This window comes from uncultured Dokdonia sp., from assembly GCF_947492815.1.
In the GTDB taxonomy this organism is placed as follows: Bacteria; Bacteroidota; Bacteroidia; order Flavobacteriales; family Flavobacteriaceae; genus Dokdonia.
Genome location: NZ_CANLOB010000011.1, coordinates 60,627 through 82,986 on the forward strand (window position 1 = coordinate 60,627; position 22,360 = coordinate 82,986).

Consider the following 22,360-nt stretch of genomic DNA (forward strand, 5'->3'; position numbering starts at 1 on the left):
GATATATTATTACTTCTTCTTGGATGGTGTTTTAATAGCTGACAGGATTAATTTCCTATTTACTTTTTACACCGTATTTTGGATGATTTACGGTGGCAACTATTTTTTTATTAGGTGTTTACTTGTTTGTATTGTTTAATTTTACCTCATTCGTTATTTACATTTGAGTTATTAGTAATCATTAAAAGAATATACTATGATAGAAAATTTTAAAGAGTTTGAAATTGAGAATCAATTAGTAATCCTTGGAGGAGTCCTTCATGTTCATGATGATGAGTGTTATGAACCTGATTGATAAGTAAGAAATATATTCTTTTGCTATTTACATTTGAATTAATATTAATCATTAAAAAATATACTATGATAGAAAATTTTAAAGAGTTTGAAATTGAAAATAAATTAGCAATCCTTGGTGGAATCTTTCATGTTCATGATGATGAGTGTTATGAACCTGATTGATAATCTGAGGAGAAATTCCCTCCATTTAATCTAAGTGAGTGAAAGCATACTTTGATGGACCAAATTTAATGATGGAGTATATTACAGACAGTAATAACAAGAGCATTAAACACAGCAATAAAATTCCAATAACAGACAAAGATTTTTCTGCTACTACCTGATTATAACTTCCATTATATTTTTGATTAAGAACTCTTTTGATTTTCTCTTTATTACAATATTTAATAGAGAGATACAACCATCCTAATAGGGTACATAAGAGTTCTATCATTATTAATTTCTTTTTCTTCTAGTCTCCCCAATAATCACTCCAAAATCTCCATCAAGTTGTTCCCAATATCGGGATGGGAGATAGGTGCGCGATACAAACCCATCTAGGTATAATGCATTTTTACAGCCTTTATCTTTAAAAAAGCAGGCAAAATCATAAAAGTTAATACGTTCTTTAGACATTGCAAATAAGAGATTACCATTAGGTAAAATACCTACACCGTTTCTAATATGTAGATTAGAAGATCCTTCTGTGAATTTAGGATGTATTTTGCCATATATCAGTAACATAGGTCCTGATTGTGTAGCATACTTAATATTTGGACTGGATGTAAAATCAGTTGTTGTTGTAATGGCAGCTTTGTTATCATTGGTCATATAAAAGATGCCATTAGGGTGTAAATAAAAATTCGTCTTTCCTCCCTGTAAAGTATCAATAGGTACTTTTGTGATTCCTTGTTCAATAAATAAGCCTTGAGGCGATCTATCTTTAAGATACATACCTCCATTCATAGCAAAAACGAGTTCTTTACCTTCTTTCTCTACAACCTTTTTTAAATTTTGAAAATTCCCATAAGTATTCCCTTGACTATCTTTCCAATAGAAATCTAGTTGTTGGTTTGCTAGATTGACTTCATAACTTAAAATAGAGGACGTACCTTCTTGAAAAGGTGGGTTGTCAATAGGAGATAGACTGATATAGGATATCAGAAAGAATAAGAGTACGCTAGTTCTAAAAAATCTCATGTTTTAAATGTACATAATTCTGGCACAGAAACTATTGAAAGCATTCTTTTTATCTATGAAAATGATACTGTATTCTTACGTGTTTTTAAAATCAGTGGTTATTACCTGTAATTCTAGATTGATATAAAGAGTTATTTACGAATAACTGATATACTAACAATTGTTAAACAAATTATTTTATGAAAAACCTTGATGAATTTTCATCTATTGAACAAGCGGCTATGGAGCAATCTCCTGCGCACGAAACTAACGTACATTATAACTTTATGAAGCTAAGTAGTTTTTTAGATGATATCGCAGAAGGAGTTGGTGGTATCGTTGAAAATGTTGGTGATCATGTAGTTGCTGGAGTAGAAGATGCGGTAAATGATGTAGCAGAAATAGGTGAGAATGTAGCAGCAGTTGCCGAAGGAGCTGCCGATCTAGTGGATGCTGTTGCTGGAGGTGTGATTATAGATCGTGTCTTTACAAAAAAACAAACAGCACTTTTAAAGAGTGTAAACTTAGAATGTTCTGTAGATGAACTTATTGATTTGAGAAGTAGCTTAATGAAGGTGAAATCTATTCGTGAATAGTCTCTTGATGTAATCAAATAACTTCTATACACACTATAATCATGTATAGAAGTTTGATTCTTTATTACGGATATAACGTAGAAATACCCCGTATTTTCAACGGTTTTTTAAATACCGTGTAATCTCCTATTATTTTCTAATGGTGATTCTAATACCATTAAAAACACTGATCAGTGTTTTTATTTTATTAACCTTTTAAACAATTACCTTATGGAAAGATTTGATGAATTTTCATCGATTGAGCAAGCTGCTATGGAGCAGTCTCCAGCTCACGAAACAGATGTACGCCATAACTTTATGGAGTTGAGTAGTTTTTTAGATGACGTTGCTCATGTTGCAGAAGACATAGGTCATGCTGCAGAAAAAGTTGCTAAGGTAGCAACACCAGAAACACCTGAAGTAGCTGAAGTCACTGTAGCTGCTGCAGGAGGAGTTATAGTAGATGGTGTTTTTACAAAAGAGCACACTGAACTATTAAAAAGCATTGATAAAGAATGCTCTGTTAATCAACTTATTGATTTGAGAAACAATTTAAACAAAGCAAATAGAATGCTAAAATAATATGCTATGAACCTATCAGATATCTTTACATACCTTATTGTTGGATGCCTGGGGTTTTGGCTATTAGCGAGCGCTATTTGTCAATTTAATATCCTGCACCTAGAGAATTTCTTTAGGCGTATGGATTATTTTTCCCTGCTTCCACGCTGGTCGTTTTTTGCTCCTAATCCTGGAGTGACAGATTATCACTTATTATACAGAGATAAAAACCAAGAAAATGAATGTGGCCGTTGGAGAGAACTTCCTATCGCCAGTAAACGAACCTTATTAGGAGCCGTTTGGAATCCTAAAAAAAGATCTAAGAAAGCCTTGTCTGATGCTGTACAAACAATTGTGAGGTCTTCAAATACATTAAAGCCTAGTGAATTTAAGACATCTATCTGTTATATAGCATTGGTTAATTTTATAGCTTCTTTACCAAGAAGAACAGACGGTCGCGCAACGCAGTTTATGATCATGGAATCCTATGGTCATTATCCTGATAAAGGACCCAAAATGTTGTTTAGATCCGAATTTCATAAAATATAACAATCATGGAAAATTTTTTAAACATGGAGTTTATCTATGCATGTATGAAATACTTTGTACTGGTAGGAATCTCTATTTCGACTATAGAACTATTATATAATTGGAGAAATTTTCAAGACAACCGATTGTACAGCTGGAAAGTAATTTCAACACGGGGCTATTTTTCTGAGAACAATATCTTCCATAAGCTTGCTCATTTCTTATTAAAATATCCCAATTTTATAGGAGTCATTATTTTTAGAGTACTTGTTCTTGTTTTGTTAGTCATTCCTGGTATTTGGGGATTTTCTCAAGCCCCCCTTTTTCTAGCACTTGTATTGACATCGTTAATGATCAATTACCGGAGTCCTTTCGGGCAAGATGGCTCAGATCAAATGTCTACCATTGTAGTGATCGTTCTTTTTCTGTATCATATCAATCCTGACAACACTATCGTAGCACAAGCAGGAATTTGGTTTATAGCCTTGCAATCGATACTGTCTTATTTTACAGCAGGATTCTTTAAAGCAAAAGGAGATAAATGGACCAAAAATCCTAATGCCGTGTATCTCATATTTAATACCTCGACCTATGGAAGTAAACCTATAGCTGGATATTTACAAAATAGACAATCGGCTATTACATTTTTAACATGGTCTACAGTTGCCGTAGAAGTGATGTTTCCTTTAGTACTAGTGACAGGATATCCTGGAATGCTTGTATTCCTTGGCTGGGGATTAGCGTTTCATTTGATGAATGCTCTAGTGATGGGATTAAATTCTTTTTTATGGGCGTTTTTAGCGACATATGGAGCTATTGTTTATTGTTGCATGCAACTTTCAGCATATTGGATATTTTAATTTATGGATAATTGTATTGCAGAGCACATTATAAAACACCCAGAGGATTGTTCACTACTATTTGTGAAGAATGATGAACAGTTATTGAGTGTTCATGAACATACCCATCGTCCATTGGCAAGTATTTATAAGCTTATTATTTTACTAGCGTATGTAGCGCAATGTAAAAAAGGGAACATACATCCAAATGATCAAATACATTTTAACCAATTAAAAAGATATTGGATTCATTGGATTGACCCTAATTTTCTCAAATGGTACGAACGCCTTAAAAGTGAAAAGAAAATTAAGAAGGACTGCGTTGCACTAAAAGAAGTCGTAAAAGGAATGCTCGAGTATAGTTGTAATACTAATACAGATTACTTGTTAGCTACTATAGGTGTTGCAACTGTAAATGAACAACTCAAGAAGTACCATATAACAAATCATAATCCAGTAATACCTATATGTACCTCAGTATTGGTGTCGATAAGAGATGCAGGCATGTCTCATACACCTGTTTCATTAGGTACAATAGCTCAGGAATCTTTTGAATATATGATAGAAGGTAAGCGTATAGAAGGCTTAGATCTTAATCTATTAAATGATTTTGATTATGAGATGCAGTGTCGTTGGAGTGATCTATTACCACATGCTTCTGTACATACCTATGTAGATATACTAAAGCAATTACAAGCATTACAAAAAGAGACTAAAGACTTGCAAGATGTGATGAGTTGGTTTGGTCAATTAAAAACATATAAAGAATATACCGGCGGAATGAAATTAGGATATACCCCTATAGTATTTAATGCTGCGTTATATATGAGTGATGCTTCAGGAAATGAGTATCAGTTAGTATATTTTTTGAATAACTTAACGACACATCAAAAACAAGCTATTGAACTTGCTAGTAATGATTTTAATTTAAAACTGTTGAAAAACCCCGCTTTTGTCGACCAATTAATACACCAAGTTACCCATGTCAATATATGCTGAAAAAATAGTAATGTTTGATGGTGATTGTTCTTTTTGTAACAGCACGGTTGATTTTTTGTTTAAAAAGAACAGCAAACGTAGCTTGTATTTTACATCGCAACAATCTATTATAGGGAAGGAGTTATTAGAAAAAAATAATTTACCTAGTAATTTAGATACGATCTATTTTTACTCAGAGGGAAAGGTGTATGAAAAAGCAGCAGCCTTTTTTATATAGCCAAAGAGTTAGATAGTCCTTGGCGTTATTTTCCTTTTTAAAACAAATAACTCCACGCTCATTTGGAGATTGGTGTTATGATCGTATTGCCAAACGGAGACATTTAGTATTTGGCAAAAAAAATAGCTGTAGACTTATGACAAAAGAAGAACAACAGTATTTTTTATTATAAAGTGTTATCGTTGGCTTTTACTATATACGCTTTCGCGAAATCGAACTTGTGAGATTCACGACCATTGGGAGAGCGAAGCGGTAAAGCGTATCATTGCACACTAAAATATTATATTCTTATTAAGTAGTATTAAAAAACTCTTATCTTATCTTTTTTAAAACGATACATCTATCTGTGAGTTCGAGGATGTCAAGCCTCTTTTCTTTGGCAATATACTCAATGGTTTCTGATCTATACATAAATATATGCGTAGGATCGTTTTTGTAATACCACGTTTTAAAATCAATCGTGTTTTTATATAATAAAGTCATGATGAGTAATATTCCATTAGGCTTTAATAGTCTTATAAGTCTATCAATTTCTAGTTTAGGATTCGTAAAGTGTTCAAATACTTCGCAGCTTACAATGTAGTCATATGTTGTGTCGAATATCTTTTCATTAGGCGTAAAGAACGGATCGTATTGGACTATGTTATAGTTGTTCTTTTCCAACATGCTCGAAATAACAGGTCCTGTACCACTTCCAAAATCTAAACCGATATGTTCAGGCAAAAAATTGTCAAGGACATATTTTGTAATAGGCATGGTAAACTTTTGATATCCGATATCCTCTACGTCATTGTTATGACATTCATAATGCGCTTTTTCTTCAGTAGGAGTTAAGTGATGTTTTTTGTGCTTTACGATCGCTTTACACGTATCACAATCATAGAAGTGTGTATCCATTTGTGTACTAAGTGGTGAATCGCAAAGAGGACAAAGCATATTGATTTAGAAAGAGTTTTTAGATACTATTTTTTTATCAATGTTGAATATAAGTCTTCTATCCAAAGAGTTATTAATTTATTGAGTTTAATTAATTCTTTTTCTGCAGGATTAGCTCTTTTCTGGAACTCTTCTGTGTCAATTACTAAAATTTGGGTTTGAATAATTTGATTTCTTGACTTAAAAGTGAAACTACCCTCAGGAAGATCTTCCATATACTTTCCGTATCCATGTTTAAGAACTTTATTTAAATTCTTAAGGCTACAAATGTAATGTATACTATTCCAAATTTGAGTGGGTAAATTCCCTTTCAAAAAGAATTCAAAAGTTGTTCCAGTAGCGAGTTGGTTTTCAAATGATTTTAAAGTCATTTGAAAAATAAAATTAGCATCAACTTCAAGGTTTACTTTTAACCCACGCCTATGAAATCCATCCATATGCTTGTAAGTGAAAATAATATTATTTTCAACTAAGCTTTTCTTATTTAGAGGGATATTACTTTTTATTTCTGATTTCATTATGATATTGACTAGGACGATGTATGCTTACGTTGCTATCATTAAGGCTTCACTTTCTCCCAATAGTCATACAATCCTTTTTGGTATTTTCTATATGCATCAGGCATATTTTCGGCAGGAGAGAGGCTAAACGATATCTCATCTTTAAAATACCAGAAATTATCTTTTAGAACGCCTGTTGTGGTTTCAATATTCCACTCAGGAATGTTAATCAATGCATAGCTGTTTTCTTCAGTTACGTATTCAATAGCAAAGTCTTTTAGCTGCTCTTTCGTATTGTATTTTAATTTGATACTCGCATTGAGTTGTTTTTGTTCTGGACTAGTTGAGATGACCAATGTTTTAGTCTCATACGTTGTTAGTTCTTCTCGCCAATCATAACGCGTATCTCCTGCAGCAGGATTTGCAATACGATACAATTCATTAGCTACTCTTATACTATCTTCTTCTTTTTGAACCATAGTAAATAGATGCTCATGTGTTACTGTAATAATATGTTTTTCAGGATCAATCTTGACATGGGTTTTTTCTGAGATGATCCTGCTATTTTCTACGCCGAAAAAAGTGCCTAATGCAAAGAAGATAATTTTAATGAGTTCCATGGATGTTGATGGTATATTTTAGCGCATAAAGGTAATGTATACATATGGAAGTTGTTTTTAATTGCCAGTTATAAACTTACGATAGTTAGATATATATAGGTCAATCTTAAGAATTTTATTGTAATCGATAGTTCTGTAAATCTATTTTCTTACAATTCACCAATAAAATATACTATTAAATTGAGGTTTGCTTGATAATTTTTAATTACATAAACTTCTAGAAACATAAGTTTTATTTCCATTAGAGTTTATATAATAGCAGCCTCCTCTGGGACCTCTTATATATCTTTTGCTAGACGATTTTTTAAAATTACTTTTATAAGTATTGTTGTATTGCTTAGAATACTTTCTCATCTCAAATAAAGTCTTATTTTGTTTTACAGACTTGTATGGAACATATCCTATTTTATCATTATAAATTACTCTATAATATGCACTAGTAGCATCATATGATATTATATGAATTTTATCTCTGTACTTAGTTTTAGCTATTTCAGCACTAAACTTATTTGGGTTCATATAAACACTCCCCTTTTTGCTGACTATTGATTCTATCGAATTGATTTTTTGGTTTACGAATCCTATCTTAGTGTCAATAGAATCTAGATGTACTTGAATTTGATCAATATCTTTATTTGCTTTTTTTTCTATTTCTCTAATTTTATTATTTAATGAATCTTTAATTTTATTTAATTCTTCAAGGGTTTGCGAGAATAAAAAATTAGAGAAAAAAAACAATATGATCAAAAAAGTTGACTTCATTAAATAGTATTATTTTTTTTGAAATGTAGAATTTTTAAGGGAATGATTTTTATGAGATTATAAATCTACATAACATCGCTCAAATTTCTTTACGGTTTTCCACAAAAAAAGAAATTCGTCATTTCGATAGAAAGAGGCAGGAGTGATGAGAAATCACATAACAGTGCGTACCCTATGTTTTGTGGTATATGAGAGTTAGTTGAGCGTATCACTCCCCTCCGTCTACATCTCATGTTTCGATGTATCCACCTCCCACTTCGGTAAGTTCAGCACAAACCTCGTTGAGGTGAGGAGCTTTTGCTTTTTGTGTTAATATTTGTTTCTAGACATAGTATCTTAGCTAGTTGTGTGATCTCTCCTACTGTCGAGATGACTGTATTCGTTTTCAACTTGAAACTTTGAAACTTCAAACCAGAAAAGAAAAATCACGAAATCAAAAACCTCCCCGAACTACTATCAAACTTCACATTTTTAGAAGGAAACAAGGTATCAAATACACCCTCATGTATGAGTTGTTTAGGTGTATTCATCATGGCTTTTTTATCTTGTAATACGATGAGTTGATCACAATGTGTGATCGCTAATTCAATATCATGTGTAGAGAAAAGTACCAGTTTTTGTTGCTTATGAGCGATTTCAGTTAAGAGTTTTAAAACGGCTGCTTTATGATGTAAATCTAGATGAGTCATAGGTTCATCTAAAATCATGATGGATGTATCTTGTGCTAATGCACGCGCAATAAGTACCCGCTGTAACTGTCCGTCACTAAGTTCGTAACACTTTTTGTCTTTTAAATGATTGGTGTCTGTGGCTTCTAATGTTTCGGTGATGACCTGTATGTCTGCTTCTGTAAGTGTACCTAACCAATTCGTATAAGGCTGTCTTCCTAAACTTACCAACTCTAATACGCTTAAATTTTTTGATATGGCTTGCCCAGTAAGCACCACACTAAGGTGTCTTGCTAAGTACTCAGGCGTAATATTATGAATAGGAGTTTGCTCCAGTATACATTTTCCCGAAAGGGGATTTTGTAAACCAGAAAGCGTACGTAATAAGGTTGATTTTCCAGCACCATTAATTCCTATAAGTCCAACCAATTGACCTTTAGGTAAGGTGAGGTCAATATCGGAGGCTATGACCGCATTTCCTTTTTTGGAAGTATATCCAATACTAAGGTTTTCTATGGTGAGTATATTGAAATTAGAATGATTCATATACGTTACTTTTATCTAAAAGATGCTGTTTTTGTTACATATAAGTTACTTCCATACTCAAAAATATCTCCATAGATGCTTGATAGATTATTATGTAATGAAGTAGAAGGAGTAACATCTTCAAAAATAATAGCATCCTCTTTTATTGTAAATGTAAATTGAGCTTTTCCTTTTGAAGAAGCGCCGCCACTTGATGTAACTATCGTATTACCTCCTTTTTGATATGATTTGATAGTAGCGCCTTCTTGCAATAATTGATATATATATTCTATTGTATATGTTGGGTATCCATTAATTATAGTTACATCATATGATGATAATGAAATTTCAATATCAGTGGTGTCAGGATCTGCATATCCCAATACTTTTATCGATATAGGAATCCATGATGCATTGCTTTTTAAATCTGGATTTTGACTAAAATATGTCATAAAAGTAAGTTCTCCCCAATAAGTGTCTAAATTTTTAGGAGAAAATACGATGTTATAATGATGCACTTTTGATGTTTTTGATGTATAATTTTCAGGAACACTTTTTGATAATTTAAATTCATCTTTAAAAATCAACTCATAATTTTTAGGGGATATAAAACAACTTATACATGTTATGCATAGTATATAGCAGATCATAATACCTCGTTTTTGCATATGTATTTTTATAAAATTCAAAACAATAATTTCTTTTTACGTACCAATAACCAAATCACAACTGGAGCGCCTACCAAGGCTGTGACTGCATTAATAGGAAGTGTATACTCACTGAGGGGCACTTGAGCAATCGTATCACAAATAAGCATCAGAATCGCACCTCCAAGAATAACTGCAGGAATCAAGATACGATGATTTGATGTTGAAATCACTTGACGTATCAGATGCGGTACTGCAAGGCCGATAAAAGCAATAGGACCTGCAAAAGCGGTGATACTTCCCGCCAAAATACTCGTCGCAATAATGATAATAATTCTACTTTTTGAATGTTTTACACCTAATGTTTTGGCATACGTATCTCCTAATAATAAAGCATTTAACGGTTTGATACTCGCTATCGTTAAGAGCATTCCAGCAATAAAACAATACAAGAGAATCCGAATGCTTTGCCAAGAAACATCCCCTAAACTTCCAAACGACCAAAAGATATATTGTTGTAACTCTTCGGCTTTACTGAAATAAGAAAGTACGCTTACAACAGCACTAGTGAGGCTCCCAACCATCAAACCTATAATAAGTAAAGCCATCGTATCACGTACTCTAGAAGCAACGCCTAATACCATTAAAAAGACCAAAAAACTCCCTGTAGCTGCCGAAATGATAAGACCCCATTTTCCAAAAGCGAAGGTGCTAGAAATTCCAAAAGCTGTGCCTCCCAAAATAAATAAGGCAACACCCAAACTTGCACCACTACTAATTCCTAAAACAAATGGACCTGCTAGTGGATTTCGAAATAGGGTTTGCATTAAAAGTCCTGAAATGGCAAGACCACTTCCGGTAATCATCGCCATTAAGGCTTTGGGAAGTCTATACTCTTGAATAATAAATTCCCAAGTAGGTTTTGTGACTTCGCCACCTACTAAACTTGCAAACACATCAGAAAAAGGAATCGCCACCGACCCTAAGCTTATGTTAGCAAAAAAGCAACAAATAAGAGCTATAGCTAACGCTATAATCGGGATAGTATACGAGCGACTAGTCTTCAAAGGGTGTGTAAAAATAAGGTTGGTAGTTAGGTAGCAACTCAGGATGTAAGTAATACACCAAATCTTTTAATACTAGATCTGGTCGGTTAGGTGCAAGCTCATAATACAACAAACCTCCTGTAGCTCCTTTCTTAGACGTAAACGTATAGGCCTTTTTGTTTTTAAAGGCCTCAAATTGTGCATACACTTTATTGGCTTCTGCGAGTTTACTGTAGCTGCCAAACTGCCCTGGAGCGACCCAAAATTGTGCGTCCTGTCCTTTTTCAAGTACAGATTCTATATTTAAAGCAATACTTCCCGTTCCTTTGGTGTCTTTCCAGAGGTAATTCCCGCCTGCATCTTCAATAAGTTGCGCCGGCCAACTTTCCCCATGGGGTAAATACCAAATGTCTTTATACATCGCACCACTTAATACTGTAGGACGATTTGTTACGTTTTGCGTTAGTTTTTTAGTGTCTAAATATGCCGTTTCTATAGCCGAAAAAATGCTGTCAGCTTCTTGTGATTTGCCATAAAGTGCTCCGAAAAATTTAATCCATTCTGCTTTTCCTAGCGGACTTTTTTCTACCCAATCTCCATTGTATAATACAGGGATACCTGCTCTTTCTAGAGAGTTTAAGGAATTGTTTTGACCATCTACTCCAAAACCAATCACGGCATCAGGATTTAAGTCGATGGCGACTTCGGTATTTAGGGATTCGTTTTGACCTAATTCTTTAATCGCTCCTTCCTCAATGCGTTTACGTGTTTGCGCACTAGAGATATAATCTAGATTAGGAAACCCAGTTAATGTATGATCTACCCCTAGCATTTCTAACGAAGGAATATGAGTTGTAGAAGTAACCACAACCGATGCTAGTGGTACTTTAATGATAGCGTTTATGGTATTGTTTTCTAACGCTTGTGTAAGGGATTGTATACCGCCTCTTTTAGATATGTTTGGAGTTTCCTTTACAAGTGCATATCTATAGGTGTCTTTACTTTCTGGAAATGCACCAGAGACCTCTAATAGGGTGTATTCTGGAAATTCTGTAAGTGTGAATCCTTTAGCATAGTCTACTGTAAAGGATGATTCCGTAGCTACTTTCGTATGGACTTCGTTAGTTTCTTTGATTTCTTCTTTACAAGAAATAAGACAAATACATAACAGTATACTTAGAAAAAGAGATGAACGGTATATTCTCATAATTCAAAAGTACTATTTAAAAAAGAAAGAGGGAAGCATAAAGAAAGGGAAGGTAGATAAAACCATATCTTGTGTGTTTTATGATATTGAGATATACGCTTTCGCGAAATGGTATACTGTTGTAGATCTATAATGACATAAGATTATAAAAAGAGTATCTATATACCAAAAGAAAATATACTTTTGAACTATCACAAACGTTTTATATCATATAAAGTAAAAAAACGATTAAAACTACAAAACAACAAGTCCATATAGGAGGTATAAACGTATCATATATATAGACTCTAAATTTTAATTACCTATGAAATTCTACAAGTTTTTATTAATAGCATTTGCGGGCACACTATTTTTTTATTCCTGTAGTGACGACGATGTTGCTACAGTAGCAGATGACCCAGATCCAGATCCAGAAGAAATGATGCTTCCTTTTGAGAATGGTTTTTTAATAACCAATCAAGGGATTCCTACCACAGGATTTGGAAGTGTTGATTTTGTTGATGCAACGCTCACAACGGTAACATCAGCTATTTATCAGGATGTAAATGGGAGTAATTTAGGACCTACTGTTCAATCTATGGGATTCTTTGGAGACTTAGCCTATATCATTACAAATGAAACAAACCGAATTACAGTGGTAAATAGATTTACCTTTGAAGAAGTCGCACGTATAGAAACGGGACTTGAAAATCCACGATATTTTCTAGAAGCCAATGGAAAAGGATATGTCTCAAATTGGGGAGATCCCTCTGTTGCAACCGACGATTTTATCGCGATTATTGATCTAACAACAAATGAAGTTACAGGAACCATACCTGTAGGTGAAGGACCTGAAGAGCTATTGTTTAATCGTTTTAATATCTATGTAGCAAATCAAGGAGGCATAAGTGTCAATAATACAGTAACAGTTATAGATCCTGTTGCAGATGTAGTGACAAGTACCATTCCTGTAGGTGAAGTTCCAAACTCATTACAAATAGATGATAATGGAAGTTTATGGGTATTAGGAGGTGGAAGTCCTGCGTCTACAGGTAATGAAACAGCAGGAACACTTTCGGTTATAAACACCGCGAGTAATCAGGTAATAACGACGTTTCTTTTTGGGATGGAAGATCATCCTAATTACTTAAATATTGTAGGAGATGAGCTTTATTACTTTTTAGATGGAGCGGTCTTTAAATCATCAGCATCTAATTTTCAAATCCCAAGTGCATCAGAAATTTCTGGCGTTGATTTTTCTACTATGATGGTCGTTAATAATGGTGCTACTTTACTAGGAACTGATATAGGAGATGGGATGACTAATGGAGAAATTCAAGTATATAATTTACAAGACAATACACTCACAACCACTTTAAATGTAGGCATTGTTCCTAATCATGTGTATATCAATCCATAAATCATTTTTTATTACATAAAAACGCGAGTGTGCATCCTATTGTATACTCGCGTTTTGTCTTTTAATCACTATTATGATAGACTCTCTGTACGGCTTTTTGCGAACCTGCCAGCCGGTAGGCAGGAGCGTATAAAACATTATTTCAGATACAATCGAACTCTTTTGAGTAATCTTCTAGAATCGAGATCAAAGCCACTTCTACCATGGAGTAGGAGATCGTTTCTAAATAAAATTAAATCACTTTGTTCTAAAAATAGGGTAAAAGAAACATTATTAAAGAGCGCGTCAAGTTTATGTAAAAGGTTGATGTCTTCTTTGGAAACTTCAGCGAAAGTCTCCATAGTAATTCTATCGTAACAAATGCTATAGCTTATCTCTTCTTGTTGTAAGATAGGACGTTGCTTGTTTCTAAATAGCCATTGTTTTTGGGTTAATAGTTTTATTTCAATAGGACTAAGCTTTTCTAAAATAGCCGATAATGAAGTAAAACGACTCGTTCCTTGAGTCTCCGTAGCTGGTTGCACACATAACAACGCAATACAATTTGGAATTTCTTTAAAATCTGCACAATCTGTATGTAATGGGAATTCTATATTTGAGTTTGCAATCGATCGGAAGAAATTATTTTGTTTAGAAACTTCGACATTAAAAACACTTTTTCCTCTGATATTCCTAGCTTCTATTACTGGTTCCCCTAATTGTAAAACGAAATTTTCAAGATACAAATCATCTAAAGGAAAGTTCTTGATAAGAATAGGCTGTTCTCCAAGTTGTAATTGATGATATACTTCTTGAACATTGAGTTCTTCTGTATATTTTAATTTAGTTAACAATACCTGTACTATTATTAATTATTATAGTTAATTCTCCATTTGGACCACTTTTAGGAAACTTACTAACTTTAGTGTTCATCCTACTTTTATCTAACACAATAAATGAGAGTTCCCCAAGTTTTTTCTGGATATAATATACACAAGATACTTTTGTGGTGTTTTCTCCCCATGTTACTTCTCGATACATTGGAAGACCTATGATTTCATGAAGTTTTGATATAAAATCACCTATAGTGTTCTTATCAGAAATGTCGATAGCTATTTGTTTATATATAAGACCGTTTTGGTTATCGGGTTCTCCTATAGCATATTGGATGTTCATATGTAATGATTTAGGACGCGTTATTTTTTAAGTTTTTCAATTAGCAATCCCTGTTTCATTCTCTATATATACACTTAGCTCACCATTTGGTCCATATTTAGGAAATTCGCTGATCTTTTTTTGAAAATCTTCACCGTATAAAAATTGAAACTTTAATGAATTAGATGCTACTAATACATGATAGGAACATGTTATTTTTTCTGTATTCCCATTCCATGTGACTTCTTTATATGTAGGGATGTTCTCCATCTCATGAATCTTATCAAAGAGTTCTTTTATAGTAGCATTTTCTGAAATTTCTACATTTATTTTTTTATATAAAAATGTTTCTTTTTCATCATTGTACTCTAGAGTGTACTGTATATGCATGATCTATTACTTGATGTTTTATAACTATTAATTAACACGTACTACGTTTGTTTCAATAAATACACTTAATTCTCCATTAGGGCCATCTTTAGGGAATTCTGAAATCTTTTTTTCTAGGTCTTCATCAAATAAATAAGCGAAATGAGGTCCAGATTCTTCGTCAATAAAAATAAGGTATTCACACGCTATTTTTTCTGTGTTTTCATTCCAAGTAACTTTTTTATACATAGGGATACCTTCCATTTCATGAATCTTAAGAAAGAGCTCCTTAATAGTCGCATTTTCTAGAATTTGAACATCGATATATTTAAATATCGGTTTTCTAGTTTCTTCATCACGATCTGTGAAGTATTGTATGTTCATTTTTAGTAGATAGTTATAAAAAATAAAAGTATGCTTTACGATCAACATAAAACATACTTTTATAAAATTATGTTGTTACTTCTAAGTACGCTTTCGCGAAAGCGTACTATAAAAATTATTCATTTATCATGCGTTGATATAAAATGTCATTCTGATCACTTTCAAATAATGAAGGTGTATCTCGAGTGAGTACATCGCTAGAAGGTCTTCTTCCTAATAATATTTCATCAATTACTGCATCTAATAAGGGTTCTCCTTGTACGCCTAATTGACCTAAATTAGAAAAGTCTTCTGCAATCTGAATATCGGGTGTAAATCCATCAAAGTAATCGGTGAGACCATTGGCGTTTACAGAGCGTAATACGAGAGGTAACATTACATAACGATGATTTGGATTGATATCATCTGTTCTTCTGAAGTTAGGAGAATCATATAATAAGAATGACCCTTCAAATTTCCCTGAAGTAGTGGTTCCTACTTGAATCACTTCAATATACGGATCAAGACCACTTAAGATCAGTTCACTCGCAGAAGCTGTATTTCCTGTTGTAATTACGTAGACTCTGGTTAAATTAAGACTATTAATAGATGCGCCGTCATTTCCACTTCCAATAGTAGCATTAAACAAACGATCAAACTGATTCTCAGGATTACGATCTTCATTATAGGTTTGTCTAATAAATAACTCTCCATTAAACTGACCTGTAATCATGCTACTTAAATCATTAGCTGTTTCTATAGAACCTCCTCCATTATAACGTAAATCTAGAATTAAATCGGTGATGCCATCTGCTTGAAATTGAGCAAAAGCATTATTAAGCTGATCGTCAAATTCATTCGTAAACCCTGTATAATGTAGATAGCCTATCTGCTCCCCATCTACAGAGAGAGTTCTTGCAGTATGTACTGGGTTAATGGTAAGTTCTACTTGATTTAATGTAATATCCGTACCATTTAACGTAAATACTTCTGTATCGGCATCATAGTCAGCTAGGTTAATGGTATAAGCATCTTGTGCAAAAATGGCACCTAAGTCAGAATTGCTAGTAAGTTGTACCCCATCTATACCTGTAAAAATCATACCTCTTTGTACACCTGCATCTTGTGCAGGACTATTATTAATGACAAAGCGTACAAGACCAAATACATTCCCATTGCCTGAAGGATCATTAAATAATGCAAAACGCATTCCTGTAGAACGGCGTATGCCACTTAATGCATTTTCTAGTTCGATAAAATCATCTCTAATGATACTAAAACGATCATTAGGCGATAGAAGACCATCAAAAGTAGCTTCTGGTGATTCAAACTGTTCTAAAAATGCGTCGCGCTCTGCATCACTTGCAAAACGATCATTTGCTAAATCAGGAACATCTTCTTTATACAATGACCAGAAGTTAAGCCCTCTGTAAATAAATTGTGAAATTTCTAAGTTACTCGCTGGTCTGATTACATCATCTAGATCATCAGAGCACTGTACCATAGTGAGTGATACAATAGCAACTAGCAGTAAAATTTTAATCTTTTTCATACGCGTATTATATTATTGTAGATGGGATGTTCATAGCAGTTATCCCTTGTTTTATGTATCAACTATTAAGCCATGTAAACATAGCATTTATTTTTTGTTCATTTTCTTTAAGCCATACAACAGAATTTTCATTTTTACTTTGTTGGATATAATGACAAAAAGTTTCCATATGCTCACTTTTAGCTAATTTATAGAAGAACGGAATATAAAAACCTTTCCATAAATCATCCTCTTCTTTGGTCGTTTCTCCTAAAATTGTGAAGAACGATGTGGTATTTTCTGTAAATAATTCATCTTCAGATTTATTTTTGTTTTTAGCTATATTTTTAGAAGCTTCTACCATCGAAAGTAATAACTCAGCAGATTCAAATTCGACATTCGAGTTTAACGAGGTCCCTATATGCTTTCCTTCTTTAGTAGCGTCTTCAGGAGTACCCTTACTAAAATTAGCATATACCATATCTAACGCTTCTACCGATTTTTTTGTATGTGGTTGTGCTAATAAAAAATAATAAGAAGCTAATAAGGTGGGTATTTTCTCTTTTTGTTGATTATTAATATGTGCTAATAACAAATGAGGTGTCTCATATCCGGTATCTAATAATGCACTTTGCATTGCATGATGTTCTGCATTTAAATCATCGTTAATTTTAAAATAATTAATGGCAAGATTATAGTGCAAATCATTGTTTTCAGGAAACCGCTCAATACCTTCTTTAAACAAATCTATAGAAGCATCTGTCTCTCCAATAATATCTAAACTTGATCCTTTGGTTAGATAAGACGAAAGTACATATTTTGGATTGTTGTTATTTTGAATCACCTGTTCGCTATATAAAATAGCATGATCATAATCGCCCAATTTAAAATAACATAATGCAATTTGATCATTTGCAAGTGTTGACGTTGGATCTACTTTAAGTACATTTTTATAAGCAGCTATAGCCGTTTCAAAATCTCCCTCTTGGTACGATTCATATCCCTGTGTAATCAGAACTTCTATAGGTATTTCAAACTCCTGAGCGATACTTGAAGTAGAAAAAAGTATGATAAAGAATATAGGGATGTATATTTTCATAGTTTTTGTTTCTAGTATTATTGATAAATGAGATATTTTTTTCGAGTTTCTTTAAAACGATCTAAATCTGCATACCATCCTTTTTTAATTTCTTTAAATGTATATCCACGTATAATTTGAGCTTGTAATTTTTCAGAACCAGCATGCAAGGTAAAACTCTTTGTTTTAAAGAAGTTTTCTTTATCACTATGCGCTGTATATGCTTCGACGAGCCATTCTAAATTGACACGAGCGAGATATTCTTGGTCACGTAAATCCATTCCGTGGCATAGATTTCCTTTTTCTTTGGGGTTTTTAGCACCAAAATTAGATTGTGGAGTATACGTAAACGGAAAGTACTCGGAAGGAAACTTAGGAGAACCAAAGATTTGAAATTGCATTTCTGTACCGCGACCTGCATTAATTGTTGTTCCTTCAAAAAAGCCGAGACTTGGATAAAGGTTAATACTCTGATCATTTGGTAAATTAGGCGAAGGACGCGTTGGTAAAGAATACGGTGTTTGATAATCCCAATTTTGTAAAGGAATGATCGTTATATCGCACTGTATACCATCTTTGAGCCAGCGCTCTCCATTCACCATTTTGGCATACTCTCCAATGGTCATTCCGTATACTAATGGAATAGGATGCATTCCTAAAAAACTACTATGCGCAGGTTCTAGTGTAGGCCCATCTATGTAATGTGCATTTGGATTAGGTCTGTCTAAAATTATGACAGGAATTCCTTTTTCAGCTGCAGCCTCCATTACATATGTAAGTGTAGAAATATAGGTGTAAAAACGAACTCCTACATCCTGAATGTCAAATAACATTACATCAATCCCTTCCAATTGTTCTTGCGTAGGTTTTTTATTTTTTCCGTGCAGTGAAATAATAGGTAACCCTGTATTAGCATCTTTTCCATCTTTTACATTTTCACCAGCATCTGCGGTTCCTCTAAATCCGTGTTCTGGAGAGTACACACGCTTAATGGTGATACCATGTTGTAATAAAGAATCTACTAGATGCGTACTTTGTTCTTTATTGTGATTTGGTGTTTTAAAGATGAGACCGCTTTGATTGGTCACGACTCCTACTTTTTTATTTTGTAGTAATGGGAGATATTCCTTCGTTCTATTGGCACCAACAATTATAGGCTGCTCTTGAGAGATAGTCTCGTTTGTTTTTTCTATTTCGTTTGTTGTATGTAGTGTGGCTGAGTCCGCTTTCGCGAAAGCGTAATTAGCATCTTTAGAAATAGAAGAAGCGTCATTATGATTCGTATTTCGTGTTTCTGACGTTGTATTTTGCGTATTTCCACAAGAAAATAACATAAAGAGCGTTAAAAAAAAGGTATTTTTGAGCAAAAGAATCTGCATTTTGAATCTGGAGTATTTTATAGCAAAACGATTAAATGGGGCAACATCGTATAAAAGTAGTGCTTCTACTACGATTATAAAAATTGCCATCATTGCAATTGTGATCGGAATGATCACGATGCTTATTGCGATTGCTACCGGATTAGGATTACAAAAAAAGATCCGAGATAAGGTATCTGCTTTTAATGGAGATATTTTGGTGTCCAATTTTGATGGTAATAATAGTCAAGAAACGGTAAATCCTGTATCTATACAACAAGATTTTTATCCAAATTTTAATGCGGTACCAGAAGTCACACATATACAAGTGGTGGCAACACGCGCAGGAATTATACGTACTGCTACCGATTTTGAAGGCGTACTTGTAAAAGGATTAGGCGGTGATTATGATTGGAGTCGTATTGATGATTATCTGATAGAAGGACGCTTTCCAGTATTTACGGAAGAGAAACTCAATACCGAAATGCTCATTAGTAAATATCTTGCTAATAGGCTTGGTTTTAAACTGGGTGATAAAGTGATTATTTATTTTGTAGATAATAACTCAGAAAGACCTAAACCCTTGCGATTGGATATTGTAGGGATTTATGAAAGCGCTTATCAAGAGTTTGATAAAGTATATCTCATGACTGATATACGACATATTCAACGTATTAATAAATGGAAAGGAGATGAGGTAGGAGCTTTTGAGGTTTTTGTGGATGATTTTGATGATGTGCAGGATATCAATAATGAAGTATATCGCAATACAGGATCTTTTTTACGCTCTATGACTGTGATAGAACGTAACCGAAACATCTTTGAGTGGGTAAAGTTATTTGATTTTAATATTGCGCTTATCATTTCTATTATGATCATTGTAGCAGGTATTAATATGATTGTAGCGCTACTAGTATTAATTCTAGAACGCACGCGTATGGTAGGGATTTTAAAAGCTTTAGGGAGTTCTGATTATAGCGTACGCAAAGTATTCATTTATAATGCAATGTACTTGATAGGAATGGGACTCTTTTGGGGGAATCTTATTGGTCTTGGTCTCATTTATGCACAGAAATATTTTGGGATTATACAACTAGATCCAGAGACGTATTATGTACGCGTTGCTCCTGTGTATATTAATTTTGGACATATCCTTTTATTGAATTTGAGCGTGTTTGTATTATGTCTTTTAATGCTCTTGATACCTTCAATTATCATTACAAAAATTAGTCCGGTGAAGTCTATTCGATTTGAGTAGGGACTTTGATGTTTATGCTTCGTTTCTGTCTACCAGTATGCAGATTTGCGAAATATTATCCTGAACTTGTTGAAGTAAGAAGTAGAAAAATAGTTGATTAAAGATAATTTATACATCAGCAGTACACATCCCTTACTCCCTTATTTTCTAGAGAGGAAATTGTTATATTTTTTGTGTTTCCCGTATGAATATTCCTTCCTTGAATGGCGTTGCGGCGAGTTTGTTTAAATAATGAGGACTTTTAAAATGAATATCCAAAATAGTCAATGTCTCTAGCACATTTTTCAGCGACTAATGCTTTGCTTTTTTCTGTGTAGTAATCGCTATATTTTTTTGCCTTTGTGTTATTCACTCTTGGAATCTCTTGTATATGAATATCAAGTTGTTTTGCTATTTTTTGAACTTCGTTTTCATAATGTTCGTATCTATAAATAGTAATATCTTGAATAGTATGTATGGCATTTTCAAAATAATCTAATTGGTTAAAGAGAAAGGAATCATTACCATCGTCTTGTGCAATACTTATCATATATTCTTCAAACCGTAAACGTTCTGTTGCGATATCTTGCACATCAAATTTATGCACTAATGAATACCAAGAAAGGATTCTATCCCAGGGATTACGCACCATGCTGAATATAAAATAGTCTGGATACTTTTGGAGTAATTTGCCTTCCATGGTAGATGCATTACCGTGTTGTGCAATAATGTCTACTTGGTTGGGTAGTGCCTTTTTTAAAAGCGAAATCATACTAGAACCACCTGTTCTGTGTATATGAATAAAAATGGTTTTTTTCTTTTTTATAATAATCATGGTATGATGAATCCTTGTTTTACCTCAAAGAAACTCCTTCTCTTAGAAGAAGTAGCATACAAAGAGAAATGATAAAATCAACAGTCGATACAAGTTTATATACGTAAAGATATAGATTGTTGCTTAATCATAATGTGTTGTTTTTTTGATGAATAGGGTAACAAAATATAAAATGTAACTCTTAGAGATAAGATAAACTACGTAGTGAAGGCGATATCCGAAAAGCCTATTAATAATAGAGTAGGAAAGATTTAAACCATATAATTATGTTAAGAAACATTTCAGATTTAGGAATAGTACTAAGTGCTAAAGAGCAAAAGTCAATTCAAGGGGGTTATGTTGTCTATGAAGATGATGAAATTATGATTGAGGTTAGTGGTAACTGGGGACGACCAGGAGAGGGTGTAACTTGTTACTGCGACGGAATGGAAATTGATTGTAGTATGGCACATACTTGTTAAATCTATTTACAATAGCAAAAAAGTATATCCTTTTTTGCTATTGTTTTTTTGATACTGTACTCACTTTCATAAAAACAGAATAACCCCTATATTGTACCGCAAAAATTAGGAGCTTTGAGTACAGAAAAAAAACAGATCATTTCCGATATGATTGCATTAGCAAAAGCAGATAATGTTTTGCATGAACGAGAATACGATTTTATCCTTGCCGTTGCAGAACGTTTAGGTCTTTCTAAAGGAGAGGTAGATGAAATACATGCCAATCCTTTAAAAGTGAATGTACTTACGACCGAGTTACAGCGTATTACACAGTTTCATAGACTGCTCTTACTCATGAATGTAGACCAAGAAACTCATTTTGCTGAGATGGATGCGTTACGTAATTATGGTTTAAAACTAGGAATTCGTCCAGAAGCTATAGAGCAAGTTTTAAACGAAATGGAAGATCATGAAAACAATATGATTCCTTCAGATCGTTTGGTTCAAATTTTTAAACGTTTCTATAACTAG

The 22,360-nt window shown here is 33.4% G+C and carries 27 protein-coding genes; 10 read left to right on the forward strand and 17 right to left on the reverse strand.

The window, feature by feature from the left end; genetic code table 11:
• Positions 1–732: 732 nt before the first annotated feature.
• Positions 733–1,476, reverse strand: a complete 744-nt coding sequence (locus Q1A01_RS12005) for a phosphodiester glycosidase family protein (RefSeq protein WP_299680875.1) — start codon at positions 1,474–1,476, stop codon at positions 733–735.
• A gap of 179 nt (positions 1,477–1,655) precedes the next feature.
• Between Q1A01_RS12005 and Q1A01_RS12010 the strand changes: the two genes are divergently transcribed.
• The 6 genes from Q1A01_RS12010 (at position 1,656) to Q1A01_RS23905 (ending at position 5,174) form a co-directional block, all read left to right on the forward strand.
• On the forward strand, positions 1,656–2,051 hold the full coding sequence (locus tag Q1A01_RS12010) for a hypothetical protein (protein WP_299680878.1): 396 nt from the start codon (positions 1,656–1,658) through the stop codon (positions 2,049–2,051).
• Positions 2,052–2,261: 210 nt separating this feature from the next.
• A complete protein-coding gene (locus Q1A01_RS12015) occupies positions 2,262–2,612 on the forward strand; it encodes a hypothetical protein (RefSeq protein ID WP_299680881.1) in 351 nt (116 codons plus the stop codon).
• Between the two features lie 6 nt (positions 2,613–2,618).
• Positions 2,619–3,140 (forward strand): hypothetical protein, encoded by a 522-nt coding sequence (locus Q1A01_RS12020; protein ID WP_299680884.1) that lies wholly within the window; start codon positions 2,619–2,621, stop codon positions 3,138–3,140.
• Between the two features lie 5 nt (positions 3,141–3,145).
• On the forward strand, positions 3,146–3,979 hold the full coding sequence (locus Q1A01_RS12025; RefSeq protein ID WP_299680887.1) for a hypothetical protein: 834 nt from the start codon (positions 3,146–3,148) through the stop codon (positions 3,977–3,979).
• A 3-nt stretch (positions 3,980–3,982) separates the two neighbouring features.
• Positions 3,983–4,957 carry a serine hydrolase gene (locus Q1A01_RS12030; protein WP_299680890.1) on the forward strand — a complete coding sequence of 325 codons (975 nt, stop codon included), beginning with the start codon at positions 3,983–3,985 and terminating at the stop codon, positions 4,955–4,957.
• Between the two features lie 10 nt (positions 4,958–4,967).
• The gene (locus Q1A01_RS23905; protein WP_366520096.1) at positions 4,968–5,174 is read left to right on the forward strand and encodes a DCC1-like thiol-disulfide oxidoreductase family protein; all 207 of its coding nucleotides are present in this window, start codon (positions 4,968–4,970) and stop codon (positions 5,172–5,174) included.
• Positions 5,175–5,486: 312 nt separating this feature from the next.
• Here the strand turns inward: Q1A01_RS23905 and Q1A01_RS12035 are convergent, their stop codons facing one another.
• The 8 genes from Q1A01_RS12035 to Q1A01_RS12070 all read right to left on the reverse strand — a co-directional run bounded on the left by Q1A01_RS12035 (position 5,487) and on the right by Q1A01_RS12070 (position 12,085).
• Entirely contained in the window at positions 5,487–6,071 is a 585-nt protein-coding gene (locus Q1A01_RS12035; RefSeq protein ID WP_299680895.1) for a class I SAM-dependent methyltransferase, read from the reverse strand.
• Between the two features lie 65 nt (positions 6,072–6,136).
• The gene (locus tag Q1A01_RS12040) at positions 6,137–6,628 is read right to left on the reverse strand and encodes a hypothetical protein (RefSeq protein ID WP_299680898.1); all 492 of its coding nucleotides are present in this window, start codon (positions 6,626–6,628) and stop codon (positions 6,137–6,139) included.
• A gap of 41 nt (positions 6,629–6,669) precedes the next feature.
• Positions 6,670–7,230, reverse strand: coding sequence for a hypothetical protein (locus tag Q1A01_RS12045; protein ID WP_299680901.1), 561 nt, complete (start codon positions 7,228–7,230; stop codon positions 6,670–6,672).
• 201 nt (positions 7,231–7,431) lie between these two features.
• Positions 7,432–7,992: a hypothetical protein gene (locus Q1A01_RS12050; RefSeq protein WP_299680904.1), complete on the reverse strand. Its 561-nt coding sequence runs from the start codon at positions 7,990–7,992 to the stop codon at positions 7,432–7,434.
• Positions 7,993–8,417: 425 nt separating this feature from the next.
• Positions 8,418–9,206, reverse strand: coding sequence for an ABC transporter ATP-binding protein (locus tag Q1A01_RS12055; RefSeq protein ID WP_299680908.1), 789 nt, complete (start codon positions 9,204–9,206; stop codon positions 8,418–8,420).
• Between the two features lie 11 nt (positions 9,207–9,217).
• Positions 9,218–9,772, reverse strand: a complete 555-nt coding sequence (locus tag Q1A01_RS12060; RefSeq protein ID WP_299680911.1) for a hypothetical protein — start codon at positions 9,770–9,772, stop codon at positions 9,218–9,220.
• A gap of 98 nt (positions 9,773–9,870) precedes the next feature.
• Positions 9,871–10,899 carry an iron ABC transporter permease gene (locus Q1A01_RS12065; RefSeq protein ID WP_299680914.1) on the reverse strand — a complete coding sequence of 343 codons (1,029 nt, stop codon included), beginning with the start codon at positions 10,897–10,899 and terminating at the stop codon, positions 9,871–9,873.
• Positions 10,889–12,085: an ABC transporter substrate-binding protein gene (locus Q1A01_RS12070; protein ID WP_299680917.1), complete on the reverse strand. Its 1,197-nt coding sequence runs from the start codon at positions 12,083–12,085 to the stop codon at positions 10,889–10,891. Before Q1A01_RS12070 ends, Q1A01_RS12065 begins: the two co-directional genes overlap by 11 nt.
• A 304-nt stretch (positions 12,086–12,389) precedes the next feature.
• Here Q1A01_RS12070 and Q1A01_RS12075 point away from each other — a divergent pair, with 304 nt between their 5' ends.
• Positions 12,390–13,484: a DUF5074 domain-containing protein gene (locus Q1A01_RS12075; RefSeq protein ID WP_299680920.1), complete on the forward strand. Its 1,095-nt coding sequence runs from the start codon at positions 12,390–12,392 to the stop codon at positions 13,482–13,484.
• 137 nt (positions 13,485–13,621) lie between these two features.
• Here the strand turns inward: Q1A01_RS12075 and Q1A01_RS12080 are convergent, their stop codons facing one another.
• The 7 genes from Q1A01_RS12080 to Q1A01_RS12110 form a co-directional block, all read right to left on the reverse strand.
• A complete protein-coding gene (locus Q1A01_RS12080; protein ID WP_299680923.1) occupies positions 13,622–14,317 on the reverse strand; it encodes a TauD/TfdA family dioxygenase in 696 nt (231 codons plus the stop codon).
• Positions 14,307–14,639, reverse strand: coding sequence for a hypothetical protein (locus tag Q1A01_RS12085; protein WP_299680927.1), 333 nt, complete (start codon positions 14,637–14,639; stop codon positions 14,307–14,309). Before Q1A01_RS12085 ends, Q1A01_RS12080 begins: the two co-directional genes overlap by 11 nt.
• Before the next feature lie 36 nt (positions 14,640–14,675).
• The gene (locus Q1A01_RS12090; protein ID WP_299680930.1) at positions 14,676–15,008 is read right to left on the reverse strand and encodes a hypothetical protein; all 333 of its coding nucleotides are present in this window, start codon (positions 15,006–15,008) and stop codon (positions 14,676–14,678) included.
• A gap of 27 nt (positions 15,009–15,035) precedes the next feature.
• Entirely contained in the window at positions 15,036–15,371 is a 336-nt protein-coding gene (locus Q1A01_RS12095; RefSeq protein WP_299680933.1) for a hypothetical protein, read from the reverse strand.
• A gap of 115 nt (positions 15,372–15,486) precedes the next feature.
• Complete coding sequence (locus Q1A01_RS12100) at positions 15,487–16,902, reverse strand: S41 family peptidase (protein WP_299680936.1); 1,416 nt, start codon at positions 16,900–16,902, stop codon at positions 15,487–15,489.
• A 58-nt stretch (positions 16,903–16,960) separates the two neighbouring features.
• Complete coding sequence (locus Q1A01_RS12105) at positions 16,961–17,980, reverse strand: tetratricopeptide repeat protein (RefSeq protein WP_299680939.1); 1,020 nt, start codon at positions 17,978–17,980, stop codon at positions 16,961–16,963.
• A 17-nt stretch (positions 17,981–17,997) separates the two neighbouring features.
• On the reverse strand, positions 17,998–19,293 hold the full coding sequence (locus tag Q1A01_RS12110; protein WP_299680942.1) for a DUF1343 domain-containing protein: 1,296 nt from the start codon (positions 19,291–19,293) through the stop codon (positions 17,998–18,000).
• A 46-nt stretch (positions 19,294–19,339) separates the two neighbouring features.
• Here Q1A01_RS12110 and Q1A01_RS12115 point away from each other — a divergent pair, with 46 nt between their 5' ends.
• Complete coding sequence (locus Q1A01_RS12115) at positions 19,340–20,575, forward strand: FtsX-like permease family protein (RefSeq protein WP_299681067.1); 1,236 nt, start codon at positions 19,340–19,342, stop codon at positions 20,573–20,575.
• Between the two features lie 241 nt (positions 20,576–20,816).
• On the opposite strand, the gene Q1A01_RS12120 is transcribed toward Q1A01_RS12115, so the two are convergent.
• A complete protein-coding gene (locus tag Q1A01_RS12120; protein WP_299680945.1) occupies positions 20,817–21,389 on the reverse strand; it encodes a sulfotransferase family 2 domain-containing protein in 573 nt (190 codons plus the stop codon).
• A gap of 266 nt (positions 21,390–21,655) precedes the next feature.
• Here Q1A01_RS12120 and Q1A01_RS12125 point away from each other — a divergent pair, with 266 nt between their 5' ends.
• Complete coding sequence (locus Q1A01_RS12125; RefSeq protein WP_299680948.1) at positions 21,656–21,850, forward strand: hypothetical protein; 195 nt, start codon at positions 21,656–21,658, stop codon at positions 21,848–21,850.
• 114 nt (positions 21,851–21,964) lie between these two features.
• Positions 21,965–22,360, forward strand: coding sequence for a TerB family tellurite resistance protein (locus tag Q1A01_RS12130; RefSeq protein WP_299680950.1), 396 nt, complete (start codon positions 21,965–21,967; stop codon positions 22,358–22,360).

What these genes read in the sequence shown, in the direction of transcription:
- Q1A01_RS12030 (WP_299680890.1), top strand. Translation starts at nt 3,983, where the DNA reads ATGGATAATTGTATTGCAGAGCACATTATAAAACACCCAGAGGATTGT.
- Q1A01_RS23905 (WP_366520096.1), top strand. Translation starts at nt 4,968, where the DNA reads ATGTTTGATGGTGATTGTTCTTTTTGTAACAGCACGGTTGATTTTTTG.
- Q1A01_RS12110 (WP_299680942.1), bottom strand. Translation starts at nt 19,293, where the DNA reads ATGTTATTTTCTTGTGGAAATACGCAAAATACAACGTCAGAAACACGA.
- Q1A01_RS12095 (WP_299680933.1), bottom strand. Translation starts at nt 15,371, where the DNA reads ATGAACATACAATACTTCACAGATCGTGATGAAGAAACTAGAAAACCG.
- Q1A01_RS12070 (WP_299680917.1), bottom strand. Translation starts at nt 12,085, where the DNA reads ATGAGAATATACCGTTCATCTCTTTTTCTAAGTATACTGTTATGTATT.
- Q1A01_RS12085 (WP_299680927.1), bottom strand. Translation starts at nt 14,639, where the DNA reads ATGAACATCCAATATGCTATAGGAGAACCCGATAACCAAAACGGTCTT.
- Q1A01_RS12035 (WP_299680895.1), bottom strand. Translation starts at nt 6,071, where the DNA reads ATGGATACACACTTCTATGATTGTGATACGTGTAAAGCGATCGTAAAG.
- Q1A01_RS12120 (WP_299680945.1), bottom strand. Translation starts at nt 21,389, where the DNA reads ATGATTATTATAAAAAAGAAAAAAACCATTTTTATTCATATACACAGA.
- Q1A01_RS12125 (WP_299680948.1), top strand. Translation starts at nt 21,656, where the DNA reads ATGTTAAGAAACATTTCAGATTTAGGAATAGTACTAAGTGCTAAAGAG.
- Q1A01_RS12055 (WP_299680908.1), bottom strand. Translation starts at nt 9,206, where the DNA reads ATGAATCATTCTAATTTCAATATACTCACCATAGAAAACCTTAGTATT.
- Q1A01_RS12090 (WP_299680930.1), bottom strand. Translation starts at nt 15,008, where the DNA reads ATGCATATACAGTACACTCTAGAGTACAATGATGAAAAAGAAACATTT.
- Q1A01_RS12015 (WP_299680881.1), top strand. Translation starts at nt 2,262, where the DNA reads ATGGAAAGATTTGATGAATTTTCATCGATTGAGCAAGCTGCTATGGAG.
- Q1A01_RS12020 (WP_299680884.1), top strand. Translation starts at nt 2,619, where the DNA reads ATGAACCTATCAGATATCTTTACATACCTTATTGTTGGATGCCTGGGG.
- Q1A01_RS12005 (WP_299680875.1), bottom strand. Translation starts at nt 1,476, where the DNA reads ATGAGATTTTTTAGAACTAGCGTACTCTTATTCTTTCTGATATCCTAT.
- Q1A01_RS12010 (WP_299680878.1), top strand. Translation starts at nt 1,656, where the DNA reads ATGAAAAACCTTGATGAATTTTCATCTATTGAACAAGCGGCTATGGAG.
- Q1A01_RS12050 (WP_299680904.1), bottom strand. Translation starts at nt 7,992, where the DNA reads ATGAAGTCAACTTTTTTGATCATATTGTTTTTTTTCTCTAATTTTTTA.
- Q1A01_RS12040 (WP_299680898.1), bottom strand. Translation starts at nt 6,628, where the DNA reads ATGAAATCAGAAATAAAAAGTAATATCCCTCTAAATAAGAAAAGCTTA.
- Q1A01_RS12075 (WP_299680920.1), top strand. Translation starts at nt 12,390, where the DNA reads ATGAAATTCTACAAGTTTTTATTAATAGCATTTGCGGGCACACTATTT.
- Q1A01_RS12045 (WP_299680901.1), bottom strand. Translation starts at nt 7,230, where the DNA reads ATGGAACTCATTAAAATTATCTTCTTTGCATTAGGCACTTTTTTCGGC.
- Q1A01_RS12105 (WP_299680939.1), bottom strand. Translation starts at nt 17,980, where the DNA reads ATGAAAATATACATCCCTATATTCTTTATCATACTTTTTTCTACTTCA.
- Q1A01_RS12100 (WP_299680936.1), bottom strand. Translation starts at nt 16,902, where the DNA reads ATGAAAAAGATTAAAATTTTACTGCTAGTTGCTATTGTATCACTCACT.
- Q1A01_RS12025 (WP_299680887.1), top strand. Translation starts at nt 3,146, where the DNA reads ATGGAAAATTTTTTAAACATGGAGTTTATCTATGCATGTATGAAATAC.